This is a genomic window from Shimia abyssi (assembly GCF_003014475.1).
In the GTDB taxonomy this organism is placed as follows: domain Bacteria; phylum Pseudomonadota; class Alphaproteobacteria; order Rhodobacterales; family Rhodobacteraceae; genus Shimia; species Shimia abyssi.
Genome location: NZ_PYGJ01000008.1, coordinates 130,956 through 150,968, shown reverse-complemented (window position 1 = coordinate 150,968; position 20,013 = coordinate 130,956). Strand labels below are relative to the sequence as shown.

The following is a 20,013-nucleotide window of genomic DNA, read 5'->3' as shown; positions in this document are numbered from 1 at the left end:
ATTTTAGGAACTCACAAGTTCTGGCAGCCAAGTGGCCAATCCAGGAAACGCAGTAAGAAGGACGATCATGATGGCCATCACTATTACGAACGGCAGTGCGCCAATCATGACGTCTTTCATGGGGCCGCCGCCGCGAACGCCTTGTACAATGTACAGGTTCAAACCGATCGGCGGCGTAATCAAAGCAGCCTCAATAAGGATCATCATCAAGATGCCATACCAGATTGGATCAAATCCAAGGCTGAACATCAGTGGTGCCACAATCGGTATAGTCGTGATCATCATGGACAACGTTTCCATGAAACAGCCCAGCAATATGTAAAACAGGACGACAACCAATAGCATCTGCATAGGCGTCAGCCCAAGACCAGTTACAAAGTCGTTCAAAGTATCAGTAAGGCCAATCCCAGCGAGGATCGCGTTCAAGAAATAAGCCGCCATAATGATCAACATAATCATCGACGTCGTTACGACCGTGCCTTCGGCCGCCTCCATCAACATGTTCCATCCCAGCCTGCGTCGTGTTGCTGCGATGGCCAGAGCGCCCACCACTCCGATAGCGGCTGCTTCGGTAGGTGTTGCCCAACCAGCATAAATCGATCCGATGACGAGAACAAAAATGAGAATGGGCGGTAACACACCAACCGTGCTTTGAAGCCGCTCCGCCCATGAGTAACTCACCTTGCGACCAGCAACCTCCGGCTTCCATATGACAATTAAGATGATCGCGATCATGAAGAGCGACGCCAAAATTAAGCCGGGAATAATTCCTGCCAAATACAGCTTGGGCACAGAAGAGTTGGTCAGGATGCCGTAAATGATCATATTGACCGAAGGTGGAATGAGGATCCCCAATGTTCCACCTGCCGCGAGCGTTCCCAAGAATAGGCGCGGACCATACCCGTGGCGTTCAATCTGCGGCAATGCCACTGTTCCAATCGTAGCGGCCGTCGCGACCGAAGACCCGGACGTCGCAGCAAATAGCGAACATGCACCAACATTTGCGTGCATAACACCACCGGGCAGCCAACCAAGCCATTTGGCCAACGCATCGTACATTGCGTCGGCAATCCCTGCGCGCAGCATGATTTCACCCAGTAGGACGAAAAGTGGAATAGCCATCAATAGGAAGCCCGAGGACGAGGTCCACGCCACTTCCCCTGCTGCCTTGTATAGCGGCAAAAAGCCGAAGCTGCGATCAAGTATGACTCCGAGCACACCAAGCGCAGCCGCAATTGGCAAACTTAGCGCGATCATCACCAAAAGAAGAATAAGTGCCGTTGCTAACATGGTTCAGTTCGTGCCCTTCAGCGCAACAGTCTCTTCGCGCGCTTCAACCATGGCACCGCGTATGCCCGCAATACGGGAGACTTCAGCGAAATCGCCTTTCAGCAAAGCTCGCAGACATAGGAGTATCAGTACGGCAGTCACTGCAACCAAAGTCCATAAACCAACGACCCAAAGCGACTGCGGTATCCAGAGAGGTATTTCCATCGACGTGTTGGAGACGGCTCCAAACCGAATATTCGTGCGCAACAGCTGCGTTGCAAACCATGCCAAAAGGCCTGCAAAAAACAGCATCGACACTAGCGCCAGGATATCAAAGATAGACTGCAAAGCACGCGGCAATTGAGCATGTAGTATGTCGATGCGTACATGCGCGCGGCGCACCAGCGCAAAGGATGCTCCCCAAGTCACTGACACTGCTAAAACATACTCAGATATTTCGTCGGCTCCGACCAGCGAGATCCCAAGTAATTTGCGCGATACAACCTCGACAAAGATCAGCGCCGTACATAGTAGAATTGCAATTCCGGACAGCCGCGCCATAGTGCGTGTTACGGTAAAGATCAAACGTTCTGTTCGGCCCGTTTCATCGAGTGATCCGGTCATGAGCACCTCTTTAGATGGACTGCGCGGAGAAAATCCCCGCGCAGTATAACTTTATTCGATGTTGATACCGGCGACTTGGCCCACCGATGCATTCCATGCGGTGACACAGTCTGCCCCGCATTGCGCAGCCCAATTGGACAGCACAGACTCTCGGAGCACTTTATCACGAAGCGCGATATCGCTTTCTGATACTGCGACCAATGTCATGCTCCCGGGTGCGTCTTTGGTACATGCTGCCCCACCGGTGTTACATGCAAACCCTTCAGCAGTCTCGGAAGCGGCACCTGCCCAAATATCATCCGAAAGCTGGTTGATCTGATCGGTCAGGAATTCCTGCACAGAATCGTCAAAACCATTCCATGTATCCATCCCAACAACTTGGACAACAGGGGACCAAGCAATCGGAAGCTCATAGATATGTGTCGACACTTCGTGCCATTTCGCACCAAAACCAGACATGGAACCGGTAATTGCACAGTCAACGACACCTTTTTGCAAACCCTGCACCACTTCGCCAAAACTCATCGAAACAGGCGCACCCCCAAGAGCAGACACGAAGTCACCGATTGCAGCACCTGAGGCGCGGATTTTTTTGCCTTTTAGATCGGCCAGCCCAGAGATTGGAGCATTACAATAGACCACCTGAGCTGAATAAGGATAAACACCCAAGACTTTCACGCCATAGCTGTCGGCGTAAAGTTTTTCCAACGTTGGCAACCATGCATCTGAAATCGCCTTGGCGGTTTCAATATCTGGGGCTAGACCAGGCAAATCGTTGCCACCGTTGATCGCATTGTCACCGATCATGTACCCCATCGGCGTTTCCGCAAACTGAAGAGTTCCCGCCGAGACGAGGCGAATAATTTCCGACCCATCAAGGCCAAGTTCATTGAATGGCTTAATCTCAGCCGTGACTTTTCCGCCTGAAGCATCGGGGATCGTCGTTTCAAAGAAAGGTTTGGTGTAGTCGGTATACATGGACACCATACCCCAACTTCCAACCACGTTTAGCTTTGTTTCAGGTAAGTCCTGAGCCGCGGCATAGCTTGCACAAGTCGCCATCATCGCTGCATAGACTGACAGATACTTCATGAGTTTCCTCCGTCTGATTGTTTGCACAACGAACGCTACGAACTTAGCTCCATCGAGTCTAATTGTTGTTTTTGATGTCATTCAATCGGTTTTTCCGATTGGGTTGCAATCCACTTCTTTGCGGCTTCTACAGATAGCTCGGCCGCGGCCGCCGCCAGATCGTTGCCAGTTTCAATTCGAAACGACGCGGTAAAGCGCAGCGGATTAAGTGATATTGGCGCCTTCACTTCAACTAAGTCGCCTGCTTCAAGATGTGGTTTTGCAAAAACTTGGGGCATCGTTGCAATTGCCAATCCGGCTTGAGTAATCGACAAGCTTGCGCCAAGCGCGTTGGACGAAAACAGCTTAGGTTTGTGAATGCCAATTCGTTTCAAGGCGTCGCTAAGTTCCGCAAATGGTCGAGAATCAGTCGCGTAGGACATGATTGGCGTGTTCACCAAGTCTTCCGCAGATAATTTTTGCACCGACGCCAAAGGGTGGTTCGCACTTATGATCCATGTCATCGGCAGATCAATGAGTGGAAGATTGGCCACTCGAAATTCGGAAACCGGCCCCATAAGGAATGCAAGGTCGACTGCTCGGTCAAGAAGCTGCGCACGTTGCCCTGCCGTACTGTTAACCGACATTTCTACATTGGCTTCAGGATGTTTAGCTGAAAACGCTTCGATGAAACCAGGGAGAACAGTTGCTGCCAGTGTTTCTGACAATGCCAACCGCAAAGTGCCTGCCCGATATGGGTCCACACCTGCCGCTTGTGCCATACGGTCCATGCTTTCCAGCACCTGAACTGCGTGATCGAGCAAGTCTCGTCCCTGAGATGTCAACGTCACACCGCGTGGCTCGCGATTAAAGAGCGTGACAGACAGTTCCTCCTCCAGAACGGCAATGCGTCCCGAAACCGTGGATTGGGTTGTATTCAAGTGACTGGCCGTCTTTCCGAAATGCTTGAAGCGAGAAAGCGTCAGGAATGTCTCAAGCAAAACGCGTTTCACAACGGCGCATTCAAAATATCTGAAAATGTCGCGGGCACATCGCAAATCAACATTTTGCCCGGTTCATGCGTAATTGCGAAATCCAGTTTCGCGGTTCGCAGAGCTGATTGGGGCGTAACTCCACACGCCCAGAACACCGGAATTCCGTCTCCGAGTGGTGGATCGCCATAGTCCGGAGCATTCAGATCGAATATTCCGATCTCATCAGGGTCACCAATATGCACAGGTTCCCCGTGGCACTGCGGAAACGCGCCGCAAATCGAATAGACGTCCTCAACCCTATCGCGAGGTACATAGCGCATCGACACAACCATGCTTCCCTTAAATGGCCCCACAGAAGCAAGCGGAAGCGTGGTCTCAAACATCGCCACATTTCGCCCCTGAGAAAAGTGAGGCAACTCAATCCCAGCCTCGATCAGAGCAGCTTCAAACCCAAACGAACATCCGAGTGCAAATGCTATCAGGTCGTCGCGCCAAAATTTTGTAATATCGGCGACTTGTTCGCTTGGTTTCCCTCCTTGCCACACTTTATACCCCGGAAGATCAGACCTGAGATCAATGTCCGCCCCAAGCGTTGGAAACCGCGGCTCCCCCGGCGCCGACACCGCAAGAAGTGGACAAGGTTTAGGGTTGATCATGCAAAAATCGTGAAAGCTGGTCGCATCCGTTCGTGGCAATATCACAAGATTTGCTTGCATCAGATGGGGCGCCATGCCCGAAGTAGGCCCAGTATAATCACCGCTGCGAATTGGTATCCGTGAAAACTCAGGGATGTCTTTAGTATTGGTGGATTGACTCAGCGAAGTGCCCACAGTTTTCCCTCACTTGCTCTACACATCTGATCGTTTCAGTCTATCGACTATGTGCGGCGTAGCAATACTCGGTCAAAGAGCATGAAAAGAAACAAGATGCGTTTGTTGAGCACGTAGTTGAGACTCCGAATCCGATGTTAGACCGAGTGCGCAAACAAGGGCATAAACACCAACGAGAAAGCCTGCGGAATGTCGTTTTTCAGAACAAACTACGCGTGCAAACTAATTTAAGGCTTGGGGGATTAGCAGGGGGGCTCAAAAACCCAAATGCAATTTCATTCAATATTATCAATGATAATTTGGTGCGGCCGAGAAGACTCGAACTTCCACGGGTGTTACCCCACAGCGACCTCAACGCTGCGCGTCTACCAATTCCGCCACGGCCGCACTGCCATGATTGGTGAGGGGCGTATAGACGAGGGTGACGCTGATGTGAAGAGGCAAAAACATCATCTTGCGCAACTTTTGCGCGGACACTTCCCGCACACTTGTCGCCCGCGTGCACCACTGGACAATACCCTTGCCCCGCCTATAGGGTCCCGGCGCTGAAACAAGGCATTCAAGGATCGCGACCATGGTAGAATGGATCATTTCCGACGGGCTAACCGACTATGATACTGCTGTCGCGTTCATGGAAACTCGTGCGGCGGCCGTCGCAGCGGGCGAGGCTGACGAATGCATATGGCTGATAGAGCATCCCCCGCTTTACACCGCCGGGACATCGGCACGTTCCCAAGACCTGACAGACCCTGACCGCTTTCCGGTATATGCGTCAAAACGCGGCGGGCAATACACCTATCATGGCCCCGGCCAACGCGTCGCATATGTAATGCTCGATCTCAATAAACGGGGGCGCGACGTGCGCGTGTTTGTCAAAAACCTCGAGGAATGGGTGATTGCGACCCTAGCTGAATTTTCTGTATCCGGAGAGATTCGCGAAGGACGCGTCGGCGTTTGGGTCACACGCGATGACAAGCCGCTCACTGTTTCCGGACAAAAGCCAGAAGACAAGATTGCTGCAATCGGCATCCGTCTGCGCAAATGGGTAAGTTTTCACGGCATTTCGATTAACGTAGAACCCGATCTGGAGCACTTTTCCGGAATCGTGCCCTGCGGCATTACCGAACACGGGGTAACATCGCTTGTCGATCTTGGCCTGCCCGTAACGATGGATGATTTGGACGTCGCTTTGAGACACGCCTTCGATCAAACCTTTGGCGACTAAAGCCGCAAAAAAACCGCCGTTCGTCCCTAGCACGACAACCGCAATCACAATGCCGTACCCGCGCGGATTCGCACATTGTAAATCTCCCGGCTTTACGAAAAGCTGCGCCCAGACGCGTAGCAAACACGACCAAAGAGGCAACAACTATGAAATTGATGATTGCATCGGCCATCGCAACCGTATCCCTTACTACGACGGCATTCGCCGAAGGTGACGTCGAAAAGGGCGAAAGCGCCTTCAAGAAATGCAAGGCGTGCCACACCATCACGTCACCCGAAGGTGAAGTCATCTTTAAAGGTGGTCGCACCGGCCCAAACTTATACGGCGTCATTGGTCGTGTCGCGGGCTCAATTGACTTCAAATATGGCTCTGGCCTTCTGGGTGCCAAAGACGCTGGGTTCGTCTGGACCGAAGAAACGCTGGTCGAATACACCAAAGACCCCAAAAAGTGGTTGGGAGACAACGGTTTCGACAGTAAGTCCAAAATGACTTACAAGCTAAAAAAGGGCGGCGAGGACGTTGCGGCCTATCTGGCATCCGTCGCACCTGCCGCTGACGCGGCCGCCTCGGAATAACCTCTCCACAGTTCGCTTGCGCCAAATTTTTAGCGGCGCAAGCAGCTCTGCTTAGTTTCGCCCGCTTTTGCCTGACATCAACGCGGCAATTTCAGCGCCCGGCATCGCATCCTCGGCATAGGTGAAACTGCCACTGTCCAGAACCTCCATCGCCGCGCGTCGCACGGCGCCAAACGCCGCGCGCGCAAACGATCCGCCCACGCTTACTCGCTTCACGCCCACTTCGGCCAATTCAGACACCGAATACAACGGCGGACGCAGCCCCATCACAACGTTCACTGGCTTATCAACTTCGCGGCACACCGTAGAGATCGCCCCTAGATCGGGTAGGCCCGGTGCGTAAAGTACGTCAGCACCTGCTTCCGAGAACTTTTGCAACCGGCGGATCGTATCAAGCAGATCGTCCCGCCCCCACAGGTGGTTCTCGGCCCGCGCCGTCAGCAAAAACCCCCGCCCTTTTGCAGCCTCTGCCGCAGCGCAAATGCGCTCTGCCGACAGGCCAATGTCAATTATCGGCGCTCGGTTGTCTCCGGTCGCATCCTCAATGGACCCGCCAACAAGCCCGACTTCAATGGCGGCGCGTATCGTCTCGGCACAGGCTTCAGGCGCCATGCCAAACCCATCCTCCAAATCCGCAGACACCGGCAACTCTGTCGCGGCGACAATCGCGGCGGCGTTTTGAATAACCTCATCCCGGCTGAGCGCAGCACATGCATCCCGCCGCCCCTCAGCAAACGCAAATCCGGCGCTGGTCGTCGCCAACGCTGGAAAGCCCAAACTGGTCAAAAGCCGCGCCGTTCCTGCATCCCACGGATTGGGCATCACAAAGATGTCCGGCGCAGCGTGCAGAGCCTTGAATGATTCGAATTTCACCAAGTGATTCATGTTCGCCCCCTTCGAGTCGCCCAATTCTCACAGAAATTGGAACAAATGACGAACAAATTCCGGCGCAATTTGACGTGTCAATCGTCAAAACTACCCCTGTATCCCCGAAAATGACCCTACTCGGCCTTATGCGATGGTCACACTGCGGCACTTTTTCTTGATCTGCGTCAAAGACGGACATTGCCGCCGTCCCCCGACCTCTTTAAAACGGTCGCGAACTTGCGGTGAACGGGGAGACTCGTGCGCTCAATTAACACTTCAACAGGAGGCAAGGCATGGCAGACGCAGCCATTCAAGGCCACGACCACCATGACGACCGCGGATTCTTTACCCGTTGGTTCATGTCGACCAACCACAAAGACATTGGTCTGCTTTACCTGATCGTCTCGGCGTTTGCCGGTCTGATCGCAGTATTCTTTACCGTTTTGATGCGCCTGGAGCTCATGGATCCCGGCGTTCAGTACATGTGCCTCGAAGGCGCCCGCTTCTTGGGCGGCGGCGAAGGCCCGTGTACCCCCAATGGGCACCTTTGGAACGTTCTGATCACCTACCACGGCGTTCTGATGATGTTCTTCGTGGTGATTCCGGCTTTGTTCGGCGGTTTCGGCAACTATTTCATGCCTTTGCAAATCGGCGCGCCGGATATGGCGTTCCCGCGCATGAACAACCTTTCCTTCTGGCTTTATGTTGCGGGCACAACCTTGGGTGTGGCCTCGATGCTCAGCCCAGGCGGCAATGACCAGCTCGGCTCTGGTGTTGGTTGGGTACTCTACCCACCGCTGTCCACCAGCGAAGGCGGCATGTCTATGGACCTCGCCATTTTCGCGGTGCACGTTTCGGGTGCCTCATCAATCCTTGGCGCCATCAACATGATCACCACCTTCCTGAACATGCGTGCCCCCGGCATGACGCTGTTCAAGGTACCTCTTTTTGCATGGTCGATCTTTGTCACCGCATGGCTGATCCTTCTGGCACTTCCCGTTCTGGCCGGCGCCATCACTATGCTGTTGACCGACCGTAACTTTGGCACGACTTTCTTTGATCCTGCCGGCGGTGGCGACCCGATCCTGTATCAGCACATCCTCTGGTTCTTCGGTCACCCCGAAGTGTACATCGTGGTCCTGCCCGGCTTTGGCCTTGTCAGCCACGTGTTCGCAACATTCTCGCGCAAACCCGTCTTTGGCTATCTGCCAATGGTCTGGGCGATCATCGCGATTGGTGCACTGGGCTTCGTTGTTTGGGCGCACCACATGTACACGGTTGGTATGTCGCTGACTCAGCAATCCTATTTCATGCTGGCCACGATGGTCATTGCGGTTCCAACCGGGGTCAAGATCTTCTCTTGGATTGCCACCATGTGGGGCGGTTCAGTTGAATTCAAAGCACCAATGCTCTTTGCTCTGGGTTTCCTGATCCTGTTTACCGTTGGTGGTGTAACTGGCATCGTACTGTCTCAGGCGGGTGTGGACCGTGCATATCACGATACATATTACGTCGTCGCGCACTTCCACTACACCATGTCGATGGGGGCGGCCTTTACCATCTTTGCCGGGGTCTACTTTTACTTTGGCAAGATGACCGGGCGCCAGTATTCCGAGTTCTGGGCCAAAGTGCACTTTTGGATGTTCTTTATCGGCGTGAACGTGACCTTCTTCCCTCAGCACTTCTTGGGTCGTCAGGGCATGCCACGTCGTTATATCGACTACCCCGAGGCATTTGCATACTACAACAAGATCAGCTCCTACGGTGCGCTGCTCTCCTTCGCGTCCTTCCTGCTGTTCTTCGGCATCGTGTTCTACGCCCTCTTCCGTGGCGCGCGCATCACCGAAAACAACTATTGGAACGAATATGCGGATACGCTGGAATGGACACTTCCATGCCCACCGCCAGAGCACACCTTTGAAATCCTGCCCAAGCAGGAAGACTGGGACAAAGGCCACTCACACTAAGCAGGGCTTTTCACAAAATCCAAAAGGGGCCCCAATGCGGGGTCCCTTTTTTGTTTGCCTCATCGGGTCATACCATGTCTGCCGACAGCCCAGACTTTGAACAGATCAAGGCACAAACCGCCGATGTCTATGACCGTCAGGCGGCAGCATGGGATGCGCGGCGCGCCAATCTAAATGGTGAAAACATCTGGCTTGACCGCATGTTTAGCGACCTGCCCCAGCAATGCGATGTGCTCGATTTAGGGTGCGGAACAGGTCGTCCTTTAGCCGCATATATTCTGAACCAAGGCCACCGCCTCACCGGCCTTGATCAAAGCACTCAAATGATCGCGCTGGCCCGCACCCGCTTTCCATTGGCAACATGGCACCTCATGGACATGTGCGTGATTACATTGACCGAACAATTCGACGCGGTCCTCAGCTGGGATGGATTCTTTCACCTCAGCCCCACAGAGCAGCGAGCCGCCCTTCCTGCCATCGCATCCAGGGTCCGCGACGCGGGCACACTCCTTTTGACCATTGGCCGTGACCACGGGCTAGCCACTGGTACCGTGAATGGCGAAACCGTCTATCACGCGAGCCTATCGCATACTGAATACACAGACATCCTCATCCGGGCGGGCTTTGAATCCGTAACGATCACACCCAACGACCAGGATGTGCTGGGTCGCACCGTCCTCCTCGCCCGAAACAAAAGGACCGCTCCCTGATCATGCCGCACCACTGGACGCCTCAGACCGCGACGGTCCTAACCCTCTGGCCGCACCGCTCCTTACCTCGCCGAGGCTTTGCCGCAATGGTGCTGATGGCATTCACGCTGGGCACAATCCCGCTCTACGGTCTACTGGGCACGGTCTTGCTCTGGGGTATCCTGCCCTTCATCCTAATTGTCGTCGGCGGCCTTTGGTGGGGGCTGGAACGTTCCTACCGGGATGGTGACATACTTGAGGAATTGTCGCTTTCCGACGATATACTCACCCTTCGCCACCGCCCGCCAAAAGGCGATCCCAAGACATGGGAGTGCAATATCTACTGGGCCCGCGTCGAGATGCATGTCACCGGCGGCCCGGTGCCGCATTACGTCACTTTGTCCGGCAACGGCCGCACAGTTGAAATCGGTAGCTTCCTATCCGAAGACGAACGCAAATCTCTCTACGGCGAACTTACCGATTTCCTGAAGTCTCACACCACGCCTTAAACGAGGCCGCCCGCCAGGGCGAAGGAGCATACGTGATGACATTAAATCCGAAACTAGGCCCCAAACCGCGCCATAAAGGTCTCGATCGCACCTTCAACCGTGCGGTCAATCTCTTCTTCGCTAAACTCGGTTTGAATGCCTGTCACCAAACGCAGGAAAACTCCGGCTTTGCACAGTTCGGGGAACTGATCCGCAGCCAGCTCTACATCGTCGATCACCAGCTCTCCGCGTTCCACACTGCATTCAAGAAACTCAACCATCCCGGCCCGCATCACAGCCGGACCGCTTTCGTAAAACTGCTGCCCTAACTCGGGAAATTTGTGTCCTTCTGCGACCACAACACGGAACATGTTGCGCCCAAAATCCGACAGGATGATCTCCATGAACCCCTTGCCGACCACCCGCAACACTTCGGGTACAGATTTCTCACGATCAACCTGCGCCTCCAAATGGTCGGCCTGTCGAATGCACTCCAGACGCGCGACCTCCATGAAAAGATGCCGCTTGTCTGGAAAATAGGCATACAGCGTCGCCTTGGACACACCTGCTTTGCGCGCAATCTCATCGACCCCAATACCTTCAAATCCATGTTGCAGAAACAACTCCCGCGCGCTTTCCAACACTTGGTCGAATTTGCGTCCCTTTCTTATGATGGGCGACGATTCGTTCATGAGGTATCCTGAGCAGTGAGGATCAATATATAGACCGAACAGTTCAGTTCCAGCAAGCACCCGACTGATCGTGTTGCCAATCACTTAAGCCGGTACTAGCCTGCCCACATACCGCAATCGGAACGATTCAATGCGCTTTCTGACCCATCGCAAACAATTCCGCGACTTGTCTGAACAAGAGGTGATCGCACTTGCCATCTCCTCCGAAGAGGATGATGCCCGGATCTATCGCAGCTACGCTGAGATGCTACGCGCCGACTATCCCGCCACGGCCGCCACTTTTGATGGCATGGCTGAGGAGGAAGACGCGCACCGCCAACGCCTCATTGACCTGCATGTCCAGCGCTTTGGCGAGATTATCCCTTTGATCCGTCGCGAACACGTTGCTGGTTACTATGCGCGCCGCCCGGTCTGGCTGGTCGGCAATCTCGGCATTGGGCGCATCCGCGCCGAGGCCGAAGCCATGGAGCGCGACGCAGAACGGTTTTATTTTGCTGCTGCAAAACGCTCGACCGACGCTGACACACGCAAACTTCTCGGAGATCTGGCCGCCGCCGAGGCGGGGCATCAAAACACGGCCCGTGACCTTGAAAAACAGTATCTGGACGGCGACGCACTCTCGGACGAGGATGCCACCGCCAAGCGTCAGTTTATCCTGACATGGGTACAACCCGGCCTAGCCGGTCTGATGGATGGATCCGTCTCGACCCTCGCGCCCATTTTTGCTACCGCCTTTGCCACGCAAGACACCTGGACCACATTCCTCGTGGGCCTCGCTGCTTCCGTTGGGGCGGGCATTTCCATGGGCTTTACCGAAGCGGCCTCCGATGACGGTGAACTCTCTGGACGCGGTAGCCCGGTCAAGCGCGGCTTTGCCTCCGGTATCATGACAACTCTCGGCGGGCTGGGACACGCCCTGCCCTATCTGATCACCGATTTCTGGACCGCCACGATTGTTGCCCTGATCGTTGTCTTTGTCGAACTTTGGGCCATTGTCTGGATACAAAACCGCTTCATGCAAACCCCGTTCCTGCGGGCCACATTTCAGGTCGTCTTGGGCGGTGCACTGGTCTTTGCCGCAGGCGCTTTGATAGGGTCAGGCTAGCAAACGACATTACCCCCAAGACCAAAGTCTTAAGCGCGCTGGGGGCGCGTCGGGATTGACGTGTCAACCAGACCTGCTACCAATCTTTCATGCTGGCCATCTTCCTGAAAACAGTACCGTTCTTCGCCCTGATTGGCCTTGGCTACTGGGCCGGGCGCACCCGTTTTTTCTCCGAAGAGGCAACGGCCTACCTCACCAAATTTGTCTTCTACTTTGCCTTGTCGGCTATGTTGTTCCGCTTTGCCGCCAATCTCAGCTTTGCCGAAGTCCTCAACTGGCGACTGGTCGGCGGCTACCTCTGGGGCACGGGTGTAGTTTATGGCATCGCCACCGCCATCGCCTTCTTGCGCGGCCTTGATGTGCCCACCGCCGCTATTGAGGCCCAGTGCGCCGTCATCGGCAATGTCGGATTCCTCGGCATTCCCATGTTGGCCCTGCTACTGGGTGAACAAGCCGTTGGTCCCGTCATACTCGTTCTCGCTGTTGATTTGATCGTCTTTTCGAGCCTGATTGTCATTCTGATCACAGGCGCGCGCGACGGGCGTATGTCGCTGGCGGTCCTGCGCACCGTTGGGATGGGCTTGCTCAAGAATCCCATGATTGTCGCCATCAGCGCAGGGCTTATCTGGTCGGCTCTGGAAATACCCATACCGGGCCCGATGAACGAATTTCTTGCCATTCTGGGCGGCGCGGCTACGCCCGGCGCGCTGTTTGCCATAGGCGCCTCGCTCGCATCCAAATCCGCCGAGCGCGTACATATCGCGCTCTGGCTGTCGTCCTGCAAACTGGTCATTCACCCGATCTTTGTCACAATCGGCGTGATCTGGCTCTTTCCGATCGACACCTATTCGGCAGGTGTGGTGATTGCAGCGGCCTCACTGCCCGTGGCGGGCAACGTCTATATCCTTGCACAACATTACGGTGTCGCGCCACATCGTGCCTCGGCTGCCATTCTGTTTTCCACCATTTTCAGCGTTGCAACCGTCTCTCTCGTCGTTGCATGGGTCGCGCAACTCTGACATCGTGTCAAAAATCGCGCGAACAACGCATAAGGAAGACCCCATGGAAACGATGTCCGAAAACCGCGCCTTTGGCGGCGTTCAGGGGGTGTATAATCACCTCTCACAAACCACACGCTGCGAAATGACCTTTGGTCTCTTCCTCCCAGAAGAAGCGCGGGACGGCCCGGTGCCCCTACTCTGGTATCTCTCCGGTCTGACCTGCACCCACGAAAATGCTATGGTCAAAGCCGGGGCTCAGGCGTGGGCGGCAGAACAGGGTATCGCTGTTGTCTTTCCCGACACGTCCCCGCGTGGTGAAAAAGTGGCGGATGACGACGCCTATGACCTTGGCAAAGGCGCCGGGTTCTACCTTAACGCAACCCAGAAACCATGGGCACCACATTACCAGATGTGGGACTACATCGCCGAGGATCTCCCTTCGCTGCTTCAGGAACGGTTCCCGCTTGATATGACCCGTCAGTCGATCACCGGCCATTCCATGGGCGGGCACGGGGCGCTGACATTGGCCATGTCTCTACCCGGACGCTATCGCTCGGTCTCGGCCTTTGCGCCGATCACTAACCCCACTGCAACTGACTGGGGCCGCAAACAGTTCTCGGCCTATCTCGGCAATGACGAAAGCACATGGGCCGCGCATGACAGCTCGCTCCTGATGCGCGAGCGTGGCTTTGATGGCCCCATCCTCGTGGACACCGGCACCGATGACCAGTTCATCGACCTGCTGCGCCCCGAGGCCCTCGCCGCCGCAGCTGCCGAACGCCGCCAACAGGCCACCCTGCGCCTGCAAAAAGGCTACGATCACAGCTATTTCTTCGTCTCGACTTTTATGGAAGACCACGTCGCCTTCCACGCCGAAGCGTTATACGCAGACTGATCTCAAGTAGGCAAAGACCACATCATGAGCGACTTCGATTACGACCTTGTCATCATCGGCAGCGGCCCCTCAGGAAAATCCGCTGCCATTCAGGCCGGCAAACTCAAACGCCGCGTCCTCGTGATTGACCGGCGCGACCGGTTGGGCGGGGTATCGGTGCACACCGGCACAATCCCGTCCAAAACCCTGCGCGAAACCGTGCTTAACCTCTCTGGCTGGCGCGAGCGCAGCTTCTATGGCCGCTCCTACAGGGTCAAAGATGACATTCACGCCGAAGACCTCAAAACCCGTCTTCACATGACGCTGGACCACGAGGTCGACAACCTCGAACACCAGTTCAACCGTAACCATGTGGATACGCTCAACGGGCTGGCAAAATTTGTTGGTCCTAACGAGGTCGAGGTTGCGACCGAAGCAGGCGAAGTCACCAGGATCACTGCGCGCAAATTCCTGATTTCTACCGGCACTGTTACCTATCGACCCGACTACGTGCCGTTCAACGGCACCACCGTGGTCGACAGTGACGAGTTTCTCGAACTCGCCCGCATTCCACGTTCCCTGATCGTGGTGGGTGCGGGCGTGATTGGCGTGGAATATGCCACCATGTTCTCCACCCTTGATGTGCGCATCACCCTGATCGAGCCGCGCGACAGCTTCCTTGATTTCATCGACACAACCTTGATTCAGGAATTCACGCACCAAATCCGCGACAACGGCGTCGACCTGCGCCTTGGCTCGGCCATCGAAAAAATCGAGGATGGCGGCGATCACATCGAAGTCAGCCTTGAAAACGGGCGCCACATCCGTGCCGAAAATCTGCTGTTCGCAGCCGGTCGTATGGGCGCTACGCACAAGCTAAACCTAGAGGCTGCAGGGCTGGAAACAGATCACCGCGGCCGCCTCGATGTCGACCGCAAAACCTATCAGACAGCCGTCCCCCACATCTACGCCGCTGGCGACGTAATCGGGCACCCGTCCCTTGCGTCCACATCGCTGCAACAGGGCCGCGTCGCCGCCTGCCACGCCCTCGAAACCCCAACCCTGCCAGAAAGCCCTTGGTACCCCTACGGCATCTACTCGGTGCCGGAAATGTCCACCTGCGGCATGTCCGAAGAAGAACTGCAAGAGCGCGGCATTCCATACGAAGTTGGCATCGCCCGCTTCCGCGAAACCTCTCGCGGGCATATCATGGGGATCGAGCACGGCATGTTGAAAATGCTGCTCAGCCTCAAAACCCGCCGCGTGCTGGGCGTGCAAATCGTTGGCGAAGGCGCGACCGAACTGATCCACATTGGCCAAGCGGTCATGAACCTCAAGGGCACGGTGGATTACTTTGTTGAGAACACGTTCAACTACCCCACCTTGGCCGAGGCCTATCGCATTGCCGGGCTGGACGCGTTCAACAGAATGCCCATCCCCGAAGAATATAAGATCGCGCCAGCCAAAAAGAAAAAATCCTGAGCTTGGTTCGGTTCGGCCTGCCAAACCGACAAGTGGCAGCCCGGCCATTTTGCATTTGCAACCTATCTCAATCATGCTTGAATGCGCCAAGCGTCCAAACACGGCGCGGTCTCCACGCTCAAAGGTAAGGCTCGACTGATGAAACTCAACGCATTGCTCGTCGTTGCCCTCTTGATAAGCGGGTCGATTGCCGCATGGGGTTTGATCGATTCTCAGGGCCTTGGCACCTTGGCCGCATCCATCGTGTCGAAACAATTCGACAGTCGCGGCTGGTTTATCATGCTGGTCGCCAGCGGCCTGTTGTTTGTCGCAATTTTCCTCGCCGCTTCGCCTTATGGCTCCATCCGTCTTGGCCCAGATGACGCCAAACCCGAGTTCTCTACCCCCACATGGATCGCCATGCTCTTTGCCGCCGGTATGGGTGTCGGCCTGTTGTTTTATGGCGCCGCCGAACCGCTCACACATTTTTCGGTCCTGCGCACACATATGGGCGACCCGTCCGCGGCGGGGTTTGCCTTGTTCGTGACTTACCTGAACTGGGGATTTCACGCTTGGGCTATTTACGGCGTTGTCGGTTTGGTTATCGCTTATTTTGCCTTCCGCCGAGGCGGCACCCTTTTGCTCAGCGCACCGCTCACCGATGTCTACGGACACGCAAGTTGGTCCCGTGCCCTTGCTTGGCTCTTTGATCTCTTGTCAATCGTCGCAATCGCGGTCGGGCTGGCCGGGTCGCTCGCCATGGGTGTCTTTCAAATTCAATCCGGCCTCGCAGGCGTTATCGGTGTTACTGATCCGTCATCTCTGACTATCCCGGTCTTTGTCGCCATGTGTGTCGCGTTCTTTATCCCGCTGCGTCGTGACCTTGGCGATGGCATGTCCAAACTCTCCAATTTCGCGATGCTGATCGCCATCGGCCTGATGCTGTTCCTGCTGCTGTTTGGCCCCACCTCATATATCATGAATTCCATTGTCTCAGGGTTTGGCCGCTACGTGTTCAATGTCCTGCCTGCAGGGTTCTCAACCGCCGAGTTCTTTGATCGGGACGTTGTCGGCTGGTTTCAGGACTGGACACTGAATTACATGATATGGTGGCTGGCATGGTCGCCCTTTGTCGGCATCTTCATCGCCCGCATCTCTCGTGGGCGCACGATCCGAGAATTCCTCGTGGGCGTAATTATCGCACCCACCCTGTTCTCGATCTTCTGGTTTGGCGTATTTGGCGGCGTTGGGTTCTTCAACGCCCTGCGCGGCGACGCGGCCCTGCTCGACGCCGCCAAGACCAATATCGACGGCACGACATTTGTGCTCTTGCAGGGCTTCTCGCTGAACGCGGTCACACAAATCGCAACGGTTCTGGCTGCGTTTCTATTTGTCGTGACCAGCGTGGTCAGCGCTGGTTTCACGCTTGCCATGATTGGCTCTGGCGGCGACGACAATCCATCCCCCGCCATTCGCACCCTCTGGGGGGCCGTGCTGGGCGCATTGGGCCTTGCGATGGTGTTCGTCAATGACGTCGGTTTGGTGCGCTCGATCATCGCGGTCTCGGCACTCGCCTTTATCTTTATCGTCCCCATCCTTGTGATCTGCTTGCTGCGCGCCCTCAGAAAGGAGCCCTGACATGACCGATGGCCAACTTGATACCATTCTCAATATCGTCGTCTTCCTTTACATCGGATTTCTGGTCTGGCTGGCCACCCGCAAGGTCTGATCCGTGCCACGTCACCACGCGCCTTAACCACACCCCCTTCAATCCGCCCCACAAAGCCACTATACGCCCCCCATGACCAACCTCTACATCGACGCAGACGCATGCCCCGTCAAATCCGAGGCCGAACGCGTGGCCACCCGCCACCGCGTAAAAATGTACGTCGTCTCCAATGGCGGCCTGCGCCCCTCTCAAAACCCACTTGTCGAAAATATCATCGTCCCCGAAGGCCCGGATGTGGCCGACATGTGGATTGCCGACCGCGCAACAAAGGGCGACGTGGTTGTCACCGGCGACATCCCCCTCGCCGCCAAATGTGTCGAGGCGGGAGCCCAAGTGCTCAAACACAATGGCGAAGCGCTGACACAGGCCAATATCGGCAATGTTCTCGCAACTCGTGACTTGATGGCCGATCTGCGCTCCGCTGATCCCTTCCGTCAGGGGGGCGGGAAAGGTTTCACCAAGGCAGATCGCTCGCGTTTTCTCGATGCTCTGGAACGCGCCCTGCGCGCCGCCGCGCGCGCTTAACACCCACCCCAATGATCCGGGACCAATACCGGTTGCGTGCCACCATCATGCAATCGGATTGTCTCGACCAGATCGCCCATATGCAGCACTGCCCGCACCATCTCGACCACCGAAAACAACACCGCCGACAACCCGTTACCCTGCCCAGCAAACACCCCCAAATCCGCCAGCGCCGCGCGCCGCTTTTCGGCGTCCCGATGATATTCGAACCCGTTCAGCCACCTCATTACAGACGCTGCATCCATTGGGGGCCGACCGATCGCGGCAAACCGATCTAAAAATTCGATCCCTTGCAAGGCGAACATGTCTGAAATCAATCCGATTTGACACCGAAATGCTGGATGGGTCGCATAGCGCCCCAGCTCTTTGGCAACAGCTGGCAGGAAACTCTCCTCACGCTGCAAGATAAACGGGCGCAACTTGAGCAACATATTACCCGCCGCGTCTTCATTCTGCGCAGCTCCCTGCGACCACACTTGGCCATCCGCCCCAAGCGTCAACGAAAGTTGTCCGCCCATCCCCTCGCCTACAAATCGCGTCGCCCGCAATGTCTGCGCATTCTCGTGAAACCGCGCCAACCGCGCCCAAACTCCGTTCGGAATACTGAACCGCACGGTTTCATCCACAATGCCCCGTTCAGATTTCAACCAAATCTCGAATTGCGCCATCACACACTCCCTTGGCGGACCAGTGTGAAGCGCCCAATCTTTAGATTTGATTAACTATACCAGCCATTCCCTCACAATGTGAAAGACCGACCGCCAAACGCCGCGCCAGCGAGCTCAGATCAACCTTTCGCCGCCGGCATACACCTGCCGCCACGCCAAAATCGATACCGACGCCCGCAGCCCGGTCTCCCAGAACGGATCTTCATGCACCAGCTTCTCAACCGCCGCTACACTCTCCGCATCAACGATCCACACACCGTCCCTCCCCTTGTGCTCCACATCCGCCACCGGCCCAGCGGCCTCAATCACTCCGACATGTCGCTCCAGAAACGCCAGATGCGCTTGCATGTACCGCTGCCGCACATCACCCGGCGCACTCGCTGCATCTTCGAACAGAACAATAAATTTCATGGCCGATCTCCCTTTCGACCAAGGAATAGCACGGCAAAACCACCCGTTGATCCGGCAAGGTCACATCTCTAAACTGCAAAAATGCAGGGTTTTGACTGGGACGATCTGAAATTTGCACTGGCCCTTCACCGCACCGGACGCATGGCGCGGGCGGCACGGGCGCTTGGGGTCAATGAAACTACCGCCGCACGCCGTGTGCGCGCGTTGGAACACGCCCTTGGCGCGGCCCTCTTTCTGCGCGACCAGTCCGGCACTTATGTCGCAACGGACATCGGCCTCACCATCATTGATCACGCTGAAACGATCGAGCATGAACACCACCAGATCCTCGAACAGGTATGTGAAACCGCACAGCGCATCTCGGGCACGGTCCGCCTAAGCGCGGTGCCCCTGATCGCCAACCGGTTCCTGGTGCCTCACTTACCGGCGCTCTTTGCCCAGCACCCCGAACTCACCGTCGAACTCCTGCCCAGCGCCTCAAACCTCGACCTGACCCGCCGCGAGGCTGACCTCGCCATCCGCCTCGCCATGCCAAGTGACGGCGGATTGGCGACCAAGGCGCAGAAACTCGCCACTCTCTCATTCGCGGCCTACACATCGACCACCCCGCCAAATCAAACCCGCTGGATCACCTATGACGACGCGCATTCCAGCCTGCCACAGGCACGATGGATCGCCACCACCCTCGCCCGCTCAAATGACTCGATTGCCCCTTTACGCGTTGCCGACGCAGAAACCGCGCTCGAGGCTGTCGCGGCCGGTGTTGGTGCAGCACTGCTGCCCACCTGTGTCGCCGACAACGACCCACGGCTCTCACTACTCCCGTTTACAGACGCGCCGTTACTCACCCGCGACGCTTGGCTCCTCAGCCATACGCGCGACGACACGCGCGCTTCCATCGGCGCAGTCAAAGACTGGCTTGGTGGTCGCCCATGGGGATAAAAGAC

At 56.0% G+C, this 20,013-nt stretch carries 21 protein-coding genes and 1 tRNA gene; 12 read left to right on the top strand and 10 right to left on the bottom strand.

Annotated elements, in window-relative coordinates; translation table 11 throughout:
* Positions 1–3: 3 nt before the first annotated feature.
* The 6 genes from CLV88_RS13640 to CLV88_RS13615 all read right to left on the bottom strand — a co-directional run bounded on the left by CLV88_RS13640 (position 4) and on the right by CLV88_RS13615 (position 5,176).
* Positions 4–1,290 (bottom strand): TRAP transporter large permease, encoded by a 1,287-nt coding sequence (locus CLV88_RS13640; RefSeq protein ID WP_106608956.1) that lies wholly within the window; start codon positions 1,288–1,290, stop codon positions 4–6.
* 3 nt (positions 1,291–1,293) lie between these two features.
* A complete protein-coding gene (locus CLV88_RS13635; protein WP_106608955.1) occupies positions 1,294–1,893 on the bottom strand; it encodes a TRAP transporter small permease subunit in 600 nt (199 codons plus the stop codon).
* Between the two features lie 51 nt (positions 1,894–1,944).
* A complete protein-coding gene (locus CLV88_RS13630) occupies positions 1,945–2,985 on the bottom strand; it encodes a TRAP transporter substrate-binding protein (RefSeq protein WP_106608954.1) in 1,041 nt (346 codons plus the stop codon).
* 77 nt (positions 2,986–3,062) lie between these two features.
* Positions 3,063–3,977, bottom strand: coding sequence for a LysR family transcriptional regulator (locus CLV88_RS13625; RefSeq protein WP_165798895.1), 915 nt, complete (start codon positions 3,975–3,977; stop codon positions 3,063–3,065).
* Positions 3,974–4,789 (bottom strand): putative hydro-lyase, encoded by an 816-nt coding sequence (locus tag CLV88_RS13620; protein ID WP_279338350.1) that lies wholly within the window; start codon positions 4,787–4,789, stop codon positions 3,974–3,976. Before CLV88_RS13620 ends, CLV88_RS13625 begins: the two co-directional genes overlap by 4 nt.
* A gap of 300 nt (positions 4,790–5,089) precedes the next feature.
* Positions 5,090–5,176, bottom strand: a tRNA-Leu gene (locus CLV88_RS13615).
* Positions 5,177–5,354: 178 nt separating this feature from the next.
* Here CLV88_RS13615 and lipB point away from each other — a divergent pair.
* Together lipB and CLV88_RS13600 are read left to right on the top strand one after the other, a co-directional pair.
* Complete coding sequence (gene lipB, locus CLV88_RS13605) at positions 5,355–6,014, top strand: lipoyl(octanoyl) transferase LipB (RefSeq protein WP_279338352.1); 660 nt, start codon at positions 5,355–5,357, stop codon at positions 6,012–6,014.
* Positions 6,015–6,160: 146 nt separating this feature from the next.
* The gene (locus CLV88_RS13600; protein ID WP_106608950.1) at positions 6,161–6,589 is read left to right on the top strand and encodes a c-type cytochrome; all 429 of its coding nucleotides are present in this window, start codon (positions 6,161–6,163) and stop codon (positions 6,587–6,589) included.
* A gap of 51 nt (positions 6,590–6,640) precedes the next feature.
* Here the strand turns inward: CLV88_RS13600 and CLV88_RS13595 are convergent, their stop codons facing one another.
* A complete protein-coding gene (locus CLV88_RS13595) occupies positions 6,641–7,474 on the bottom strand; it encodes an isocitrate lyase/PEP mutase family protein (protein WP_106608949.1) in 834 nt (277 codons plus the stop codon).
* 275 nt (positions 7,475–7,749) lie between these two features.
* Between CLV88_RS13595 and CLV88_RS13590 the strand changes: the two genes are divergently transcribed.
* The 3 genes from CLV88_RS13590 to CLV88_RS13580 all read left to right on the top strand — a co-directional run bounded on the left by CLV88_RS13590 (position 7,750) and on the right by CLV88_RS13580 (position 10,621).
* Positions 7,750–9,423 carry a cytochrome c oxidase subunit I gene (locus tag CLV88_RS13590; protein ID WP_106608948.1) on the top strand — a complete coding sequence of 558 codons (1,674 nt, stop codon included), beginning with the start codon at positions 7,750–7,752 and terminating at the stop codon, positions 9,421–9,423.
* A 74-nt stretch (positions 9,424–9,497) separates the two neighbouring features.
* On the top strand, positions 9,498–10,133 hold the full coding sequence (locus CLV88_RS13585; RefSeq protein ID WP_106608947.1) for a class I SAM-dependent DNA methyltransferase: 636 nt from the start codon (positions 9,498–9,500) through the stop codon (positions 10,131–10,133).
* 2 nt (positions 10,134–10,135) lie between these two features.
* Entirely contained in the window at positions 10,136–10,621 is a 486-nt protein-coding gene (locus CLV88_RS13580) for a DUF2244 domain-containing protein (protein ID WP_106608946.1), read from the top strand.
* A 53-nt stretch (positions 10,622–10,674) separates the two neighbouring features.
* Here the strand turns inward: CLV88_RS13580 and CLV88_RS13575 are convergent, their stop codons facing one another.
* Positions 10,675–11,292 (bottom strand): TetR/AcrR family transcriptional regulator, encoded by a 618-nt coding sequence (locus tag CLV88_RS13575; protein WP_106608945.1) that lies wholly within the window; start codon positions 11,290–11,292, stop codon positions 10,675–10,677.
* Between the two features lie 130 nt (positions 11,293–11,422).
* Between CLV88_RS13575 and mbfA the strand changes: the two genes are divergently transcribed.
* From mbfA to CLV88_RS13545, 6 genes are all read left to right on the top strand, one after another.
* Positions 11,423–12,397: an iron exporter MbfA gene (gene mbfA, locus CLV88_RS13570; protein WP_106608944.1), complete on the top strand. Its 975-nt coding sequence runs from the start codon at positions 11,423–11,425 to the stop codon at positions 12,395–12,397.
* An 89-nt stretch (positions 12,398–12,486) separates the two neighbouring features.
* Positions 12,487–13,416: an AEC family transporter gene (locus tag CLV88_RS13565; RefSeq protein ID WP_106608943.1), complete on the top strand. Its 930-nt coding sequence runs from the start codon at positions 12,487–12,489 to the stop codon at positions 13,414–13,416.
* 43 nt (positions 13,417–13,459) lie between these two features.
* Positions 13,460–14,293, top strand: coding sequence for an S-formylglutathione hydrolase (fghA, locus tag CLV88_RS13560; RefSeq protein WP_106608942.1), 834 nt, complete (start codon positions 13,460–13,462; stop codon positions 14,291–14,293).
* A gap of 24 nt (positions 14,294–14,317) precedes the next feature.
* The gene (sthA, locus tag CLV88_RS13555) at positions 14,318–15,754 is read left to right on the top strand and encodes a Si-specific NAD(P)(+) transhydrogenase (RefSeq protein ID WP_106608941.1); all 1,437 of its coding nucleotides are present in this window, start codon (positions 14,318–14,320) and stop codon (positions 15,752–15,754) included.
* A gap of 138 nt (positions 15,755–15,892) precedes the next feature.
* A complete protein-coding gene (locus CLV88_RS13550; protein ID WP_106608996.1) occupies positions 15,893–17,371 on the top strand; it encodes a BCCT family transporter in 1,479 nt (492 codons plus the stop codon).
* A 163-nt stretch (positions 17,372–17,534) separates the two neighbouring features.
* Complete coding sequence (locus CLV88_RS13545; RefSeq protein WP_106608940.1) at positions 17,535–17,987, top strand: YaiI/YqxD family protein; 453 nt, start codon at positions 17,535–17,537, stop codon at positions 17,985–17,987.
* Here CLV88_RS13545 and CLV88_RS13540 read toward each other — a convergent pair.
* The gene (locus CLV88_RS13540) at positions 17,984–18,655 is read right to left on the bottom strand and encodes a hypothetical protein (RefSeq protein WP_106608939.1); all 672 of its coding nucleotides are present in this window, start codon (positions 18,653–18,655) and stop codon (positions 17,984–17,986) included. The genes CLV88_RS13545 and CLV88_RS13540 overlap by 4 nt on opposite strands.
* A gap of 114 nt (positions 18,656–18,769) precedes the next feature.
* On the bottom strand, positions 18,770–19,066 hold the full coding sequence (locus CLV88_RS13535; protein WP_106608938.1) for a YciI family protein: 297 nt from the start codon (positions 19,064–19,066) through the stop codon (positions 18,770–18,772).
* 81 nt (positions 19,067–19,147) lie between these two features.
* Between CLV88_RS13535 and CLV88_RS13530 the strand changes: the two genes are divergently transcribed.
* Entirely contained in the window at positions 19,148–20,008 is an 861-nt protein-coding gene (locus CLV88_RS13530; RefSeq protein ID WP_106608937.1) for a LysR family transcriptional regulator, read from the top strand.
* Positions 20,009–20,013 lie beyond the last annotated feature (5 nt).